Source organism: Coriobacterium glomerans PW2 (genome assembly GCF_000195315.1).
Lineage (GTDB): Bacteria > Actinomycetota > Coriobacteriia > Coriobacteriales > Coriobacteriaceae > Coriobacterium > Coriobacterium glomerans.
Genome location: NC_015389.1, coordinates 1,981,599 through 1,997,415 on the forward strand (window position 1 = coordinate 1,981,599; position 15,817 = coordinate 1,997,415).

11 protein-coding genes are annotated in these 15,817 nt (G+C 50.2%); 6 read left to right on the forward strand and 5 right to left on the reverse strand.

Annotated features, from left to right (window positions below):
- Positions 1-36 precede the first annotated feature (36 nt).
- From CORGL_RS08675 to CORGL_RS08690, 4 genes are all read left to right on the forward strand, one after another.
- Positions 37-2,025 carry a BglG family transcription antiterminator gene (locus tag CORGL_RS08675; RefSeq protein WP_013709531.1) on the forward strand — a complete coding sequence of 663 codons (1,989 nt, stop codon included), beginning with the start codon at positions 37-39 and terminating at the stop codon, positions 2,023-2,025.
- A gap of 319 nt (positions 2,026-2,344) precedes the next feature.
- Entirely contained in the window at positions 2,345-3,034 is a 690-nt protein-coding gene (locus CORGL_RS08680; RefSeq protein ID WP_013709532.1) for a GntR family transcriptional regulator, read from the forward strand.
- Positions 3,035-3,288: 254 nt separating this feature from the next.
- Positions 3,289-4,674 (forward strand): PTS sugar transporter subunit IIC, encoded by a 1,386-nt coding sequence (locus CORGL_RS08685; protein WP_013709533.1) that lies wholly within the window; start codon positions 3,289-3,291, stop codon positions 4,672-4,674.
- A gap of 27 nt (positions 4,675-4,701) precedes the next feature.
- Positions 4,702-6,195, forward strand: coding sequence for a sialate O-acetylesterase (locus CORGL_RS08690; protein ID WP_013709534.1), 1,494 nt, complete (start codon positions 4,702-4,704; stop codon positions 6,193-6,195).
- A gap of 209 nt (positions 6,196-6,404) precedes the next feature.
- Here the strand turns inward: CORGL_RS08690 and CORGL_RS08695 are convergent, their stop codons facing one another.
- From CORGL_RS08695 to CORGL_RS08705, 3 genes are all read right to left on the reverse strand, one after another.
- Positions 6,405-7,577 carry a glycoside hydrolase family 5 protein gene (locus CORGL_RS08695; RefSeq protein WP_013709535.1) on the reverse strand — a complete coding sequence of 391 codons (1,173 nt, stop codon included), beginning with the start codon at positions 7,575-7,577 and terminating at the stop codon, positions 6,405-6,407.
- A 1-nt stretch (position 7,578) separates the two neighbouring features.
- Positions 7,579-8,787 (reverse strand): MFS transporter, encoded by a 1,209-nt coding sequence (locus CORGL_RS08700; RefSeq protein WP_013709536.1) that lies wholly within the window; start codon positions 8,785-8,787, stop codon positions 7,579-7,581.
- Between the two features lie 252 nt (positions 8,788-9,039).
- Entirely contained in the window at positions 9,040-9,939 is a 900-nt protein-coding gene (locus CORGL_RS08705) for a helix-turn-helix domain-containing protein (RefSeq protein ID WP_013709537.1), read from the reverse strand.
- Positions 9,940-10,134: 195 nt separating this feature from the next.
- Between CORGL_RS08705 and CORGL_RS08710 the strand changes: the two genes are divergently transcribed.
- Both CORGL_RS08710 and CORGL_RS08715 read left to right on the forward strand, forming a co-directional pair.
- Entirely contained in the window at positions 10,135-11,793 is a 1,659-nt protein-coding gene (locus CORGL_RS08710; protein ID WP_013709538.1) for a glycoside hydrolase family 43 protein, read from the forward strand.
- A gap of 1,619 nt (positions 11,794-13,412) precedes the next feature.
- Positions 13,413-13,679 carry a hypothetical protein gene (locus tag CORGL_RS08715; RefSeq protein ID WP_156789837.1) on the forward strand — a complete coding sequence of 89 codons (267 nt, stop codon included), beginning with the start codon at positions 13,413-13,415 and terminating at the stop codon, positions 13,677-13,679.
- A 342-nt stretch (positions 13,680-14,021) separates the two neighbouring features.
- On the opposite strand, the gene CORGL_RS08720 is transcribed toward CORGL_RS08715, so the two are convergent.
- Together CORGL_RS08720 and CORGL_RS08725 are read right to left on the reverse strand one after the other, a co-directional pair.
- Positions 14,022-14,825, reverse strand: coding sequence for an ROK family protein (locus CORGL_RS08720; protein ID WP_013709541.1), 804 nt, complete (start codon positions 14,823-14,825; stop codon positions 14,022-14,024).
- A gap of 118 nt (positions 14,826-14,943) precedes the next feature.
- Positions 14,944-15,807 (reverse strand): Cof-type HAD-IIB family hydrolase, encoded by an 864-nt coding sequence (locus CORGL_RS08725; RefSeq protein WP_013709542.1) that lies wholly within the window; start codon positions 15,805-15,807, stop codon positions 14,944-14,946.
- Positions 15,808-15,817: the final 10 nt, after the last annotated feature.

Below are 15,817 nucleotides of genomic sequence, written 5' to 3' on the forward strand. Positions count from 1 at the left end.
GCAGGCACACGGAGTTCGAGGGGAGGCGGCAAGACAGTGAAGTTCTCATATGCGCGTCTGGAGCAGATCGCGACGGTCCTTGTCACTTCTGCCAACGAGATCCCTGCAGCCTCTTTGGCCAACAGGCTCGACGTCACCGACAGAACCATCAGATCCGACATCCGCGCCCTCAACGCCGAGCTGAAAGAATACCATCTCTCAATCGTCAACAGTCGCGGCAAGGGCTACCGACTCAAAGCCGATTCAGCAGACGGCTGCGCCGATGCGCTGCTTCCTCTGAAGGAAGCGCTTCAGAACTCGGCGGCGGAACTCATTCTCGAGACGACTGAGGACCGCGTCGGCGCTTTGTTGTATCAGCTGCTCACAGCTGATTCGGCGATCTCTTTGGATGAGGAGATGAACAGGCTTTTCATCGGGTGGAACACGATGACGTCCTACCTTGACAGGCTGCGCAGGCTCATCGCGGCTTACGATCTCAAGCTCATCCGGCGAGACAACCGAATCCGACTCGTCGGCGATGAGGACGCAAAGCGCCAATGCCTGATCGATCAGGTGAACACGCGCGACTACGCGAATTATGTCCTTGGTTTCAGCCAGAGAGAGCGAGCCATCTTCGAGGGGATCGATTTGGATCGCCTGGCCGAGCGGACGAGCGGTTTTCTCGACGGGCTCGGAGTTCCCATCTCCGACTACAATCGGAAAAATGTCATCATACATGTGGCCCTGACGGTCTGCCGAATCATGGGAGACCATGCGATCGAGCAGTTCGATGGCGAGGTCATGCTTGACGAGCGCTCTCGCGATAGACTTCATGCGCTGTTCGCATGGCTCGAAGAAGTTTTCGCGATCGGGATCAGTCGTGCCGAGCGACGCTATCTTGCCCACCACATCGCGCTCAATGTTCCGTCGATCGTGCTCAGCGGTCAGAGAGTCGATGAGGGCTATATCCGACAGGGCGTGCTGCTGTTCTTAGACCGCATAAGGGAGAACTACTCGTTTGATCTGAGTCGAGACCAGCAGATGGTTGAGAGCCTCGTGGCGCATTTCAAATCGGTCATCGGCATCAGCGAGCTTTCAAGCACGCGAAAGAATCCTCTGCTCGATGTTATTATCTCGACCTTCCCGCTCGCCTATGAGATGACGGCGACATCTGCCGATGTCGTGGAGAGCTGGCTGCATCTCAAACTGACTCCTGACGAGGCCTCCTTTGTGACCCTGCATATCGGTGCCTCGATGGAACGTCTGTATGCAGCGCGCTCGGAGAAGCGGCGAGCGGCGCTCGTCTGCGGATCGGGTACAGCGACCGCCGTCCTTCTGAAAGCGAAGATCGAGAGCAGATTCTCCAGCTACCTCGATATCGTCGGCACCTATCCCTATGCAGACTACAGGGAGGGAAGAATCGGCGATGCGGACTTCATCATCTCGACGATCCCCCTTATCGACAGTCCCATCCCGGTCATTCAAATCGATCTGACGAACTTTCTCGATGACAGCCGACAGCTTCATGAGTTTCTCACATCGAACAACTCGGAATCCGAGGTGCTCGCGTCTCTCTTCGATCGGGAACTGACCTTTGTTCGCTCATCGTTTGCCGCGAAGAATGAAGCACTGGACTTCCTCTGCAGCGAGCTCAGGAAACGAGATGTGGTTGACGAGCATTTCAAAGGGCGGCTTCTGGCCCGCGAAGAGCTGTATTCGACCGCCATCGGCGGCAGCATAGCGATTCCGCATCCGCTCAGATTCTCATCCAAGGTGTCGCGCGTCGCGTTCATGAGCCTCGAGCGCCCCCTCGTGTGGGACGACCGGGGAAACGAAATCAGCTACATCTTCATGCTCGCGATCAGCAAAGCTGACTACGTGAAGATTCAGCCTCTGTTCGGATTTCTGGTCGAGCTGCAAAATGACAGCAAGTTCGATGCAAAGATGCGCAGATGCGAAGGAGCTCGCGAGGCGGTCGAGATGCTGCGGGCGTATCTGAAGGAGCTTGGGTATGAATACCATCTAGCGAAGTCGACGAGATCCTAAATACGACGCTACGATGCCTACCATTTTATGCAAGGACATGGCGAGCGGAATAGAATCTTTTAAACTTTGATCAGCGCAGCGATGAGCATTCTTCATTTCCAATCTTTGCTCATTGAAGCTGGAATTAATAAGGACATTTAAAACGAATCCGAGGGTACGAGGGATCGTAGAACAGCTCACCGAGGTATAGCGACGTAAATTGGTATAGCATGCATGGTTGATCGGAAATTCCCACAACCAATCAGGGGATGATTGAAGCCTATGAACGATTCGGATGGAAACCACCAGTTGAGACATTAAGCCGAAGGGCCTTGAACGGATGACCCCCAAATACAAACTAATCGCAGATACACTGCGAAAACGGATTACTTCGGGTGACTACAAGATCGGCGATCGTCTGCCTCGGGAAGCTGCTCTGGTAAAAGCTTACAACGCCAGTCGAATCACGATTCGCCGTGCCTTAGATGAGCTCCGAGCAGAGGGACTGATCTATAAGATTCAAGGTGCCGGTACCTTCATAAAAGATAATGAACCCCGTGCTGAGCGACAAGCGATAGCCCTTGACCTCATTGATCTCAGCACTGTCGAGATCGAGGTTGTCGATTTTTCTGTAGTCAGGCCATCCCCCAAAGTTAAAAGTATCTTGGGAATCAACGATTTCGATTTTGTCCACGACATCAAGAGACTGTTGCGACGTGAGAAACTGCCCGTCGCCTTCAGCCACATCTGGATGCCGATAACGTTGGTTCAGGGTATGCGCATGGATGCAATAAGAGGCTCTCTCTATGATTTTTTGCGTGGTGATCTGAAGTTGACTCCGAATTCGGCGACACGACGTTTCACAGTTGCCGCTGCCACGCCTGATCTGCGCACTATGTTGAATGTGGAACAGCGCTCGCAACTGCTGAAGGTCTCACAACGTTCTTACCTGTACGATGAGCGGATGTTTGAGTACAGCGAAACATTTATCGCAACTGACCGCTACCCGCTTGTGCAGTATTTGAATTGAAAGGACCTCTCTTTATACTTAGTTGTTATAACAATTTCATTATATTGATTCAATCCTTTTTAAAGGCTATATTAGTGTAAATTGCGGCTCCATTATAGAAATCGAAAGGAGTTGTTATGACACATTTATTGTTCGCTTTCGCTCGATCCGGTGCGAATAGATCAACTTGAAACACAAAACCATCGATCATCAAATTCAGAGCTATAACAGGCGTGAATTCCTTCATGCACACGATCGAGAGAGGTTGATCAACGATGGCGAACGAAGGCAACCTAGCTAAACTCCAGGGCGGCTTCATCAAGACGGCGGGTAGAATAGCCGCGAGCAAGCTCCTTCTAACACTGCGGGATTCATTTATTCTGATCGCCTCGGCATCGATGATCGCCGGTTTTGCGACCATGCTGTCGTCGGTCTTCATCGATCCCGCCAATGGTCTCGTCTTTGGCAAGCAGGGACTTCAGATCGGAAGGCTGATCAGCGGCTCTTGGACCGCATGGGCGGATTCAGGCTTTTATGCGGGCCTTCAGTCGACTCAGAGCATCATCGCTCTTATCGCGAACGGATCTCTAAACCTGTTTTCACTTCTAATCGTAATGGTGTTCTCCTATATCCTATCCCGCAGATACTATCCAAAGAACAAAGAGCATATGATTTCCGTGCTGTATGCAATGGGTGCGTTTTTCATCTGCGTGCCTTGGCAGTTCGACTTTGCCAACAACGAGCAAACAGTCAATGTCACCAACGCCATCAGTGGCACTTACCTCGGAACACAAGGGGTCTTTGCAGCGCTGGTGATCTCCGGCGCAGCCGTCGTGATCTACAACGAGATCTTGAAGCGAAACATAACGATCAAGATGCCGGAATCGGTGCCACCTGCAGTCGCGCGCAGCTTCGAGTCCCTCGTTCCCGGTCTCGCCACGATGCTGTTTTTCGTCTTCGCAACGAGCCTCTCCCATGGATTAGCGGGCAAATCCGTCCCCGACCTCATGCTTTATGCTTTGCAAAAGCCAGCACTTGCGGTTTCACGTACGGCGGCTTTTGCTTTCGTATCCCAATTCACGTGGTCGCTGCTGCAGTGGTTCGGAATCCATCCGTCCTCGATCTGGTCTCCCATCTTCGGACTGACTTGGAATATCAATGACACGCAAAACATGCTGGGGCAGGCGCATCACCTTTATTCAACCATCTTCATGAATTTCTCCACAGTGGCCGCAGGTACGTGCTCGCTTGCCCCCGTCTTGGCGATCATAATCGCCTCTCATCAGAAATCAGACAAGAAGCTCTCAAAAATCGCTCTGATGCCAGCGGTATTCAATATATCGGAACCCATCACCTTCGGTTTGCCGATCGTGTTAAATCCACTGTATGCGATCCCATTCATTATCGCGCAACCTCTATGCTTTTACATCGCGGTCTTCTTTACCCAGATCGGGTTCGTCGGCGTCATCACAAACAGCGTACCATGGACCGTGCCGACCATACTGTCGGGTCTGCTGTTCACGGGATCGATCAACGGTGCCATCGTTCAAGCGATAAATCTGACTGTCGCCACGCTGATCTGGATTCCCTTCGTGAAGATGTCGAATCGCATCAATCTGCGGAAATCTGAGCAGATTACAGCCAGCGACCAAGCTGCCTGACTCACGGCATATCGAGAGAGGACCTGAATGTCACGCGGATTGATTCTGTCGCCGTTGTTCAGCGACAACGCGGTGCTGCAAGCTGGACGACCGATCAATGTGTTCGGATGGTCGGCCGCCGGCACGCTGATCAGTGCGAGCCTTGATGATGTTCACCGAGAGACCGTTTCTCCGAAAAGCGGCAAATGGATCGTCACATTCCCTGCTCGCGGGTATGCCGATCATGCCGAATTGCACGTCAACGACAGAACCACCTTTGTATCCAGACAGGTTTTTATCGGCGAGGTATACCTCTTCGCAGGTCAGTCGAACATCGAGTACAAGATGTGCGATGAGGCAGAGTTCCAGTTTGAATATGCCGATTTCGATCTCGATAACGTCAGTTTCTACTACACGCCACAGATCGAGTTTGAACATGAACTTTCTCTCACGTGGAGCGACGAGCCAAAGCCTCGCTGGCGAAGTTTGCATGCGGACAATCTCGGGTCTGTCTCCGCCGTGGCATACTATGCCGCCCGACTCTTGGCCAACGCCCACCCGACGTGTCGGGTGGGCGTTCTTGAGTGCTTCAAGGGTGGAACCAGTGCCTCGTGCTGGATCTCTGAAGAAAACCTGGCGGCGGACCCGCTGCTTGACGAAACATATCTGATTCCGTATCACCAAGCAATCAATAACAGGACCGCTGCGGATTTCGATCAGGCGGATGCCCGCTACCGGTCGATTCTCGATACCTACAACCAAAAAAAGTCGCATTTTGCCCGTACGCACCCCAACATGAGTTTGGAGCAGGTGAAATTCCATGTCGGACACACCCCGTGGCCGCCGCCGATGCGACCGGAGAGCTTTCTGCGACCCAGCGGGATGTTTCACACCATGCTCGAGAAGACCGCTCCCTATACGGTAAGGTCGATTGTCTGGTATCAAGGCGAAGGAGATGCTGATCACGCTGCGGCCTATGAGCGCCTTCTTCGCCGACTGCTGTCTGAATGGCGTCGGGAGTTCCGCGACCAGGAAGTGCCCATCTATCTCATCCAGCTTCCCGTCTACTCGGATGTCGCACGCGGCGCTTGGGCTGAGATTCGATTAGCCCAGCTTCAAGCTGCCATTCAGCTGAACGACGTGAGATTGATCTGCGCTGTGGATACCGGAGAGCCCCACAATATCCATCCGGAGCACAAGCGCACCATCGGCGAGCGGCTCGGAGCCGCCATGTTGGAAGGCAGCGCTACCCCGCTCGTGCAAGGCTATCAAGTCCGGGACACCATGATCGTGCTGAATGTCAACTATGCTCGCGAACTCGTCATGCGTGAAGGCGACTCTGTCGAAATAGAGGTCGGGGGCAAATGGAGGAATGCAAACATCACCATCGCCGGTACGCGCATCATGATTGATGATCCTGGCGCCACCGCTGTACGATACGCGTATCGCAACGTGCCGGTTCCTTCATTTTTTAATGAGCGCGGATGGCCTCTGAGCCCATTTTTGATTGACTTGGGCGAGGCCATTTCTCGATCTAGCTGATCTCGCTTCGGGTTTCATGGCGGCGCTCGACGAGCATCTCCGCAGAAACCGGGACGGTCGCATCAGGACGAAGGCTGGAACGAGCATGATGGAGCGAGGGCGGAGGCTCGGGATCGTCGTCTGAGCGTCGCCTGCTCGAGATCGAAAAGAGCTCGCAGGGCTGAGGCTGGGAAGCGTTTAACGTGTCTTCACCATCCCCTGTTTAGATATTAGTAGTTTGGGTCAATCCAGTTTTTTGCCATAGCGCGACTAGCATCCCATGAATCCCATCCGTACCAAGCCGGCTCGTTGATCGTATCGATGGATAACTTATACGTCCAGTACATGTGTCCCTCACCTTGATTCCATGCAGTGATCGAGGCACGCCACAAGGTCTGATAGATCTCTTCTAATTCACTTTTTGTTAGGCTGCGGGTTCTGCTGAATTCTTCTTGTGTCGGATTGATGCCACCTTTGGTATCTGTGCCAACAGCGTAGGAATTGAATAAGGACCATTCACCAACAAAAACATCAACGTATTTCGCAACTTCGGAAATCTCTTTGCCTAGCCCTGCAATGAATACCTTGTAACCTTCTAAGGATTGTTCCGTACCCGCTAATTCGGCCATCATGATATATTGGTGGGTATCTAACATGACATTTTTAAAATCATTTCGGATGAAAAACTCTTTCCAAGCGTGTAATTGGAATCCATCATGAAAAACGATCACATGTTCATCTCTTAAGTAGCTGCGCATTCGATGATACGCATGCTGATAGAAGGTTTGTAAAAAGGAAAGAGTAATTGGGGCGCTACCCTCCGCCAACGTAGCATCACGTGCTGGAAAGCGTTCCATTGGGCTCATACTATTCCAGACTTCACCTTCCGTAATGGGCTCGTTTAATACTTCGATCCCCCACAATGCTTCATGCCCGGCATATCTTTGTGCCAGCCGCTCCAAAACCGTCAATTCAAATTCAACTTCTTCTGGCATCTGCGCCCATCTGACTACACCTGAAAGACCACCATTGTCGAAACCATTTTGGCCGAAAGGTGCTGTATGTAAATCAATTAGAATTTTTAAATCATAGGCTTTAGCCCATGAAAAAGCTTTATCTAAATAGTCGACACATCCAATAAAAGGCGCACGGTCACCAAAAACAAAGTAGGGAACTGGAATGCGGACCGTGTTGAAGCCAGCTGCTGAAATTCGTAAGAAATCAGCTTCTGTAATGAATGATTCTCGGTGAACCAAGATTCGTGCTTGATATTCAGGTTCAGGTAGATCATATGCTAAATAGTATTCGTCATTGGCGGGTGCCCCTTGAAAAAGACTAGGAGCCATCCATTTTTCCAATACGAGCCAACCACCGAGATTGACGCCTCTCAGTTTCTTTTCCATCTTATATCTCCTTCTGAGCAGCAAGGGTTTTTTTGTTATCGGATGCGAGAAAAATAAAAATCACCGCAATGACCGCCATGATTCCTGCAGCGATTCGCACTTGCATGAGTGCGGTTGTCACACCTAACAGTTGGCTGATAAAGTTTATGATATAAGGTGATGAAAAAGCCCCCAAATTGCAGGCCGCCATTGCCAACGAGACTACGAGATTATTTGCTTTCGGTTCTACATCGCTAAGGATGACGCTGTACACATAAGGAACTACTAAATTGGAAAAGTAGACCACCACTAAACCAATAAAGAATATAGTCATTGTTGGTGCCAACGTAATTGTAAAGAAACCAATCATTGCTACAACAATTACAACTACTGGGGTGAAGCGCTTTAGAATTTGGGAGATTCGACCAAAAGCCAACGAAATTAAACCACTAGAAATACTGGCGATCGCTAAAGCGGTTGAGAGAAAGCCTTGATTTGGCAACGCCAATTCTTGAATAAGTAACGATGAGGAGGTGATGATCACCATTAGACTAGTAAAGAATAAAAACAGAGTTAGGATCCCAAGACTGACATTTAAAGGCAATTGTTTCATACTGATAACGTTTGACGGGGCTGTTGCTGCTTCTATCGATTCTTCTTTGGCGTTTCGATATCCGAGGATGAACAGGAAGAAAATCGGTATGATCACCATGTAGACCAAGAATGAAGCTTGCCATGAGATGTTCAGAAGTAAGCCGGCAACAAAGGTTGTTAGACTATTGCCCAGTGTCATTATTGCTGATTGAATGCCCAGTAAATTCTTTTGTTCTGAATCTGAAAAATTATCCCCAATCAAAGACACCGTCATCGAATTAAAGAGACCAAGTCCTGCGCCAAACAAAACGCGAGCAAATAGAATCAGTTTAAAATCCATGGTAAAGGCCGGTAGGATGCCGCCAATCAAAGCAGCGAACAAACCTATGCAGACCGTTCGCTTCTTGCCGAGCTTTTTGATAAACCAAGGGCTTAATAGAATAAAGATCAAGATCGCCATTGAAGGCAGCGTTAAAATGGATTGGACCTCAGCTATCGTTCGGTCAGAAAAATCGCTCATTATAAAAGATATCGATGCAGCTACTGCGCCTGCAGCTTGCACGATCAATGACAGACTCAAAATCCCGATTTTTAACGGCAATCGACTTTTGATTGATATTGAATTTACTGCAATCACGCGAATTCCCCCTTAACATAGTCCACGGTAGTTTCTTTAGGGTTATCCTATGAGTGTTTGCATTGCGATTATCTTTTTTCTGCTGCAAACGCTTTCTTAGGGTTAATCATAAAGAATGAATTCATGGCTTGAAATATCAAAAAGGGGAGGAAACTTACCATTTTTATCAGAAGACGAATAAGAGCGATAGGTATAAAGTGGTTTCAGCGCAGACGAAAACGCGATTCCTATTATTTGACGTTTGGTAGCCAGTTATTTTGCTGCTTCTAACTGAGCACCTCGATAATCTTTTGGAGACATGTTGGCCCATTTCCTGAATTGTCTTGTAAAGTGGGCGGCATTTCGATAACCAACGATCTCTGCGATTTCACAAATTGCCAGTTTGGGTTGATGAAGATAAAACTTCGCTTGATTAAATCGAAGTTGATCTAAATATTTTTTTGGGCTACAAGAGTATACTTTTTTGAAAGCCGTCAACATCGTACTATTGCTGATATTCAACGAGTGGGCTGTATAGCTCATCGAAAGCAATTCTTCGTTTTCTTCAGAAGGATCTTGAGTATACATACGGAAATTTTGTTGAATCGATTCTGCAATTGATTTCGCTAAGACAAGGGAGGTGCTGTCCGTATGAGACAATTGCAGCTTTTCATCTTCTACATAATCCAACAAGGCGCTCATCAATTCTAACAGTAAAATTTCAATAGCGATTTTTTCTTTTATACCGAAGTGATCATTTGCTAAGAACGCAATGAGATGCTGAAGAATCTGAGAAATTACTTGATACGCAGGGTTTGCTTTCTTTAGTAAAAGCGGGCAATGCATTAATAATTGCTGTTGGACTTCGGGCTCATCGAGATCAAAATGCATACAGAAATACTCCAACCCTTCCCCTGAAACACAAGTGTTTTCGTGGGCCCTACCAGGAGGTATCAAGATGACATCATTTGCAACAAAATCGAACTGACTAGCTTCGAAGATCGTTCGTTGCCTTCCAGCAATAATCAACATGATTTCAAAGGCAAAATGGGTTTCTTGCGGTGCGCGCCATCCTGAAAGAACCTTTTGCTTGTGTCCACCAAAGGTTTTCAAATTTATATCAATATCTGGTAGTTTAACGAGTTGTTCTAGCCATTCAGGTGTTGGGTTCATTCGGTGCAAACTCCTTATTTGCAGAAATGGTAATTTTTCGCTTCTTTTTGATATGCATTCTGTCTTGATAGTTTCGTAAGATGGATGTGCCAATTGAATAAATGACATCATTTTAGCGTATTAATCTGTAGCTAATAAGAAACAGGCAGCGTTTCATTACAAAACGAGTCAAAAGAAAGAATAGGGTGGAAGCTTATGACAACGATTAAAAACCCAGTTATCCCTGGGATGGCTCCAGACCCGTCAATTATTTGTATTGATAAACGATACTATATCGCAACCTCAACATTTCATTGGACACCTTCGATTCAGCTTTTTGAGTCAGCGGATCTTGCAAATTGGCATCTCATTGGTTCCGCCTTAAACAATGAAGAAGTAAACTTATGCGGGACCAATACACCTGCTGGTATCTGGGCACCTCATTTATCCTATGACTCAGAGACGAAACGAATTTGGCTTGTTTATTCGCATATGGTCAATATGGCTGGTCGCGAGTTTAATGCGGATACCTATGCGATTTGGGCAACTGATATGCGTGGCCCTTGGTCAGAACCCATTTATTTCACTTCACTTGGTTTTGATCCAGCATTGTTTCATGACGATGATGGGAATCATTATCTAACTATTTTAGAGTGGGAAACAAGAGAAGGGTATCAGGCGCCTGGGCATATCGTCATCGCAGAAATCGATCTTTCTTCAGGTGAATTAATCTCACCTTGGCATAGAGTGACGAAAGGATTTACTACAAGGGGCTGCGTGGAAGCACCTCAAATCTACAAGCATTGCGGTACTTATTATTTACTTTTGGCCTCCGGTGGTACTGGCTACGGCCATGGCGTGGAGATCGGTCGGTCAAGCTCAATTTTTGGTCCTTATGAACCCCATCCTTCCGGTGAGCCGATCCTCACCTCATCTCCAAGACATCTTTTTTCTCTGGGAGATCCCGATGCCGGACATTTTGAAATGGTCAATCCCGACTCACCGATGCAAAAAGCGGGCCACGGATCTTTGGTTCATACTCATACCGATGAATGGTATATGGCTCATTTGATGTCGCGACCATTAGAAGGGAAGCTATTAAACCCGCTTGGACGAGAGACCTCTTTGCAGAAAATGTATTGGACCGAGGATAATTGGCTGAGGATGGCTGACGGAAGCAACTTGGCAAAAATGTCCTTTATGGGACTTGCTGGGGTTCCAATTGAAAAAGAACAGCTCACAGATTTGTATGATTCGTTTGAAAAGAAGCAGTATTTGCCTCAATTTATGACTCCGTATCGTCAACAAAATCAGTCATGGGTAAGCACTCAAAAACGGAAGGGATATTTGCGAATCTATGGTGGGAATTCCTTGTTCTCACAGATGAATCCAGCCATCATGGCGACACGCGCGACATCCTTTATCTATGAAGTGGAAACAATGCTCGAGTTTCAACCTAGGCATTACTCTCAAACAGCGGGACTTGGTCTCTATTATGACTCGAATAATTGGCTGTATACGCATCTGACATATTTAGAAGAAAAAAACTGCCCGTACTTAACCATCATGCAAGCAAAGCTTGGACAAAGAATCGAATATGTAAACACCCGCATACTTGTTCCAGGGGGCCATGTCATTTTGAAGATCAAATACGATCATGGTGCGGCAGCCATATTCTATCGTCTAAGCGCTCAAGAACAATGGCAGAGTCTGGGACAGGAGTTGGCGGTCGAATACCTTTCTGATGAGGGAGTCAATGGCATACCCGGAGAAATCGGCGGTTTCACCGGGTTATTTAGTTTTATTGGTGCAGTGGACGCGTTTCAACACCAATCTTATGCAGATTTTGCTTATTACAAAGTGACCAATCTATAACATAAGATTGATTTGTGTTTTCAACGCATATTTAATATGCAGCTCCTAACTGTCGTTCGAATAGAAAGCTTGTTTTTAATTTTGGATCTGTCAGTCGATCACATCATTAACCGACTCGGCATGGATCGACAGACTTCCGCGTTGGGCCCGGTGCCGATCTAGAGGGAGGCGACCATCCCGTCGAGGCGATCGATGAGAAGCGATGGAGAGACCTTACCTGACTGACCGAAGAATCCGGTCAGATCGGTGAGCCGCCTCTCTCGGTGTTCTTCCCAGAGAAGTCTCGTGCGATAACGTCGTCCGGAGCGGTCGCGATCTCGCCTCACATGCAAAGCGCCTTTCGTTCCCCTCGTGCCTCACAATGAGTCGCCTCTCGGCCATGATCGAGGCCACCGCCTTCTCCGACGCCATCTCATCCTCTTTTTTAGCGGCTCATGAACAGGTCGGAAACCGTATCTCACCTCATTTTAATGGAACGGCCCCGCGATGCGGATTCTGAAATCAGCGCAGCAGTCGGGGGGAGGGCGATCGCCTCGTGTCGGCGACAGCGTCTGCTGCGCGAGACAGTTATGCCGACCTGCCCGTGGGATCTCTCGACAAGACCCGTGTCATCGCGGTATACTGCGAAAAGCGACAAAGCCCGCACCACTCTGCGGGCGGCGCTACGTTTTAGGTGTTAGGGGTCAGTTGCCGCTGGCCCCTATTTTCTTTTACGCAACTCCATCCGCCATCGCTTATAGTTCCGCGCAGCCTTCGACGCGAGCTTCAGAATGCTCAACGCGAAGAATACCGCCTGCAGCATTTCAAGGAAGGTTCCCATGGGTGACGCTCCTTTTCCCGGGTGTCTCCACGAGGTGCCCGGCAACTTGGTAGCGCCGTCCGCGAACGGACTCTGCCGCGTCCCCATTATCTCATGAAAGCGCGTCGCCACGCTTTGAAATGTAGCTATCTGCCTGCGGTTTTATCTTACAGGAACCTTCCGGGGGGCTTGTCGGGATCTCACTTGGATCTCACACCGGAGCGAACGATCCGACAGCCGAGCCGGGCGACGCCTTCGATCGAGCGCGCAAGATGCGCCGAGCCCATGGCGATGTCTCCGCGCTCACGTCTCGTGCGCTACGTGCCGGACCCCTTGAATCCCTCCCCCTCGGCAGCACTCACGTCCTTCCTTCCCGTCCTGGCTGCATATTCAATCCCGACGGGAAGCGTTCTTTCTGACTCAGCGCTACGCGTCTCGTACTCAGCGAAACGCGTAGCGCTGAGGGTCGATTCATGTGATGCGTCTCTTGCGGCGTGATGTCGCAAATCTTGCTCTTGTTTTCTTACTTTTTGGTATACCGGAAAAGTAAACAAGGGGCAGATAGTAATCAGGTGCATTGAAATGCTCTCAGACACCGATTGACGCAGAAAAGAGCGGCGTACGTGTGGGAAAATCCGATACAAATGATTCAGCGGCGCGGGACAGATGACCCCTCGTTGCGGATCTCAGTGGGCTCCTCACCAGACGGACGATTCGCAGAGTTGATCGGGTTCATGGATGTAAACGGTACATGGTGCGTCTTTCACGCCATGACGCCGCCGACATAAAAACTCAAACGAGAACTGAGATGGGGGTAGATATGAACCGAATCATCGCTGAAAACGGCGTTGAGGTAACCGACGAGATGATTACGGATTGGGAAGACGCACTCGAGCGCGATGAATGGCCAACGGGTTGGCAAAACATCGGCGAGCTTTCGGAGGAGCGGTTACCGAAATCGAATTGCGAGAACGTGGCGTTGTCGGTAAAGGTTCCGATCGGTATAAAGAAGGCGATTGAAGCTGAAGCGAAAACTGAGGAAAGCCGACAGGTGCGCTCGTGCGAGGAATCATCGTCGATTCGTTGATGAGATCGCGTAGGGATGGCGTCGAATTAGAATCGGTCGCCACCAGCTCCGGTCACCCATCTCGGCAGGACCTGCACGGCTCGCGACCGATCCGTATTGATCATACTCCTCGATACGCGCAGGATGGCTGGTGTAAACCTGACCACGCCATCTCGCCTCTTTGCTTTTTCTGTCAGTATTGAACCGTCATAGGTCCATCATGACTGACACGTCCCATCGGCGATACGGAACGCCTCGTACGCCGCTCCGATGACACCCGCATCGTTACCCAATCGCGCGCATCTGAGATCAAAATGACCGCGGATCGCCGGAAACACATGTAGCGAGAGACGAGATTGAATCCTATCGAATAGGGGTGCCCCCCGCAGCCGAAAGTCCTCCTCCGATGATCACCATCTCGGGATCGATCGTGTTGATGATGCCTGCCAGCGCACGAGCGAGCAGATCGATGGTGTCATCGAGCGCTTTGGTAGCGAGGCGATCGCCCGCTTTGACTCTCTCGAACAGCTCCTCACATGTGGGCACTGCAGATACCTGATTTGTTACGAACAGATTGTTTGCTGTTGCAAGCAATCCGTTGGCCGATGCATAGGTCTCCAAGCAATCCAGATTCCCACAGCCGCAAACGCGCTTCTCGCTTTTTCCCGAGGGGATGTGGCCTATCTCCCCGCCGCACGCATGGGCTCCGTTCAGGAGCGATCCGTTCACGATGATAGCGCCCCCCACTCCCGTGCCGAGGGTTGCGAACAACAAGTTTTCAGCCAGATCGCCACCATGGGATCTCGCCGCCCACCGCTCTCCCAAGGCTGCGGCATTCGCATCGTTCAACAGCACGGTCGGAAGGCCCGAACTCCTCTCGATCGCTTGAGCAAGCGGGGTCTCTCCCCATCCCAGATTCACCGCACCGAGCAGCATGCGCCCTTCGACGGGACCGGGGGCGCCGGCGCCTGCGCCGACAACAGTGCATCGATCTGGTAGATCCTTGCTCATATCCTTCGCCATCGCAGCGATATCGTGAGCCATTTTGACGTGTCCCGCGCTCGACTCTGTGCGTACAGATCTCTTTTGAATAAGCGCGCCGGTCCGATCGACCAAGGCGCTCTTTACCGTCGTGCCTCCTATGTCGATACCAAGTGCAACATCCATCTGGCCTCTCCTCTCCTGCCGGGACTCGACCTGCGCTCACGCAGATCAACCCTGTATATTTCAACGATTCTCATTGCACCGGTATCAACGACCGATACAGGTATTCATATCCTTCCTCTCAGGTCAGATAACGTTCAATGGCAGATGCGACACCATCCGCCTGGTTGCTTGCGGTGACATATTTGGCCGCCCGCTTGACATCATCGGGCGCATTTTCCACAGCGACCGGATAACCGAATTCAGGATGCAGCATCGATAAATCGTTGTAGCTGTCGCCAATGGTCATGACATCTTTCAAATCGATGTCCTTCGCGCGCGCGTACATTTTGAGCGCCCGCCCTTTGTTCGCGTGCTTGTCAGTCAGCTCCAAGTTCACGGGAAACGAGCATGCCGCATTCAGATCGCTTTGAGCCGCGAACTCCTCGCGAAGTCGACTGAGCTTGGGGAGATCAGCTGAGAACATGACGATTTTTCCAACGCTTCCCCGTTGGTTCCATAGCTCATCGGCTTCGTCAAACCGGCAGATCTTGGTCCTCTTCCAGAAATCGATGATAGCTTGGTTTTGCGCTTCTCGCGGGGACGCACCGGGCATGAGATAGGTGATCTTGGTCGCGATCGCCCAGTCGAGCTGATCCTCGCTGCTTGTTGAGAAAATGCCCGTCGTCGTATACAGCTCGAGATACACGTTCTCTTCTTGAAGTCTTTTCGTACACGCTTCAACCGCGTCTTGGGATAGATAGCGAGACCGAAGGAGTTCACCCGCGTCATTTCTGAGTTCGCTTCCATTCATCAACACATAGTCGCATGCGATGCCCGCATCGTGCAGATACGGTGCCGCCTCCTCATACGACCGGCCGGTGACGACGATGAACTCGGCTCCAAGCGCCTGCGCGGATCGGATCGCGGAAGCATTCCGCGAGGACAGTCCATCAGCACCGCTCATCAGCGTGCCATCCATATCTGATGCGATGAGGCGGATCATGATCTCAGGT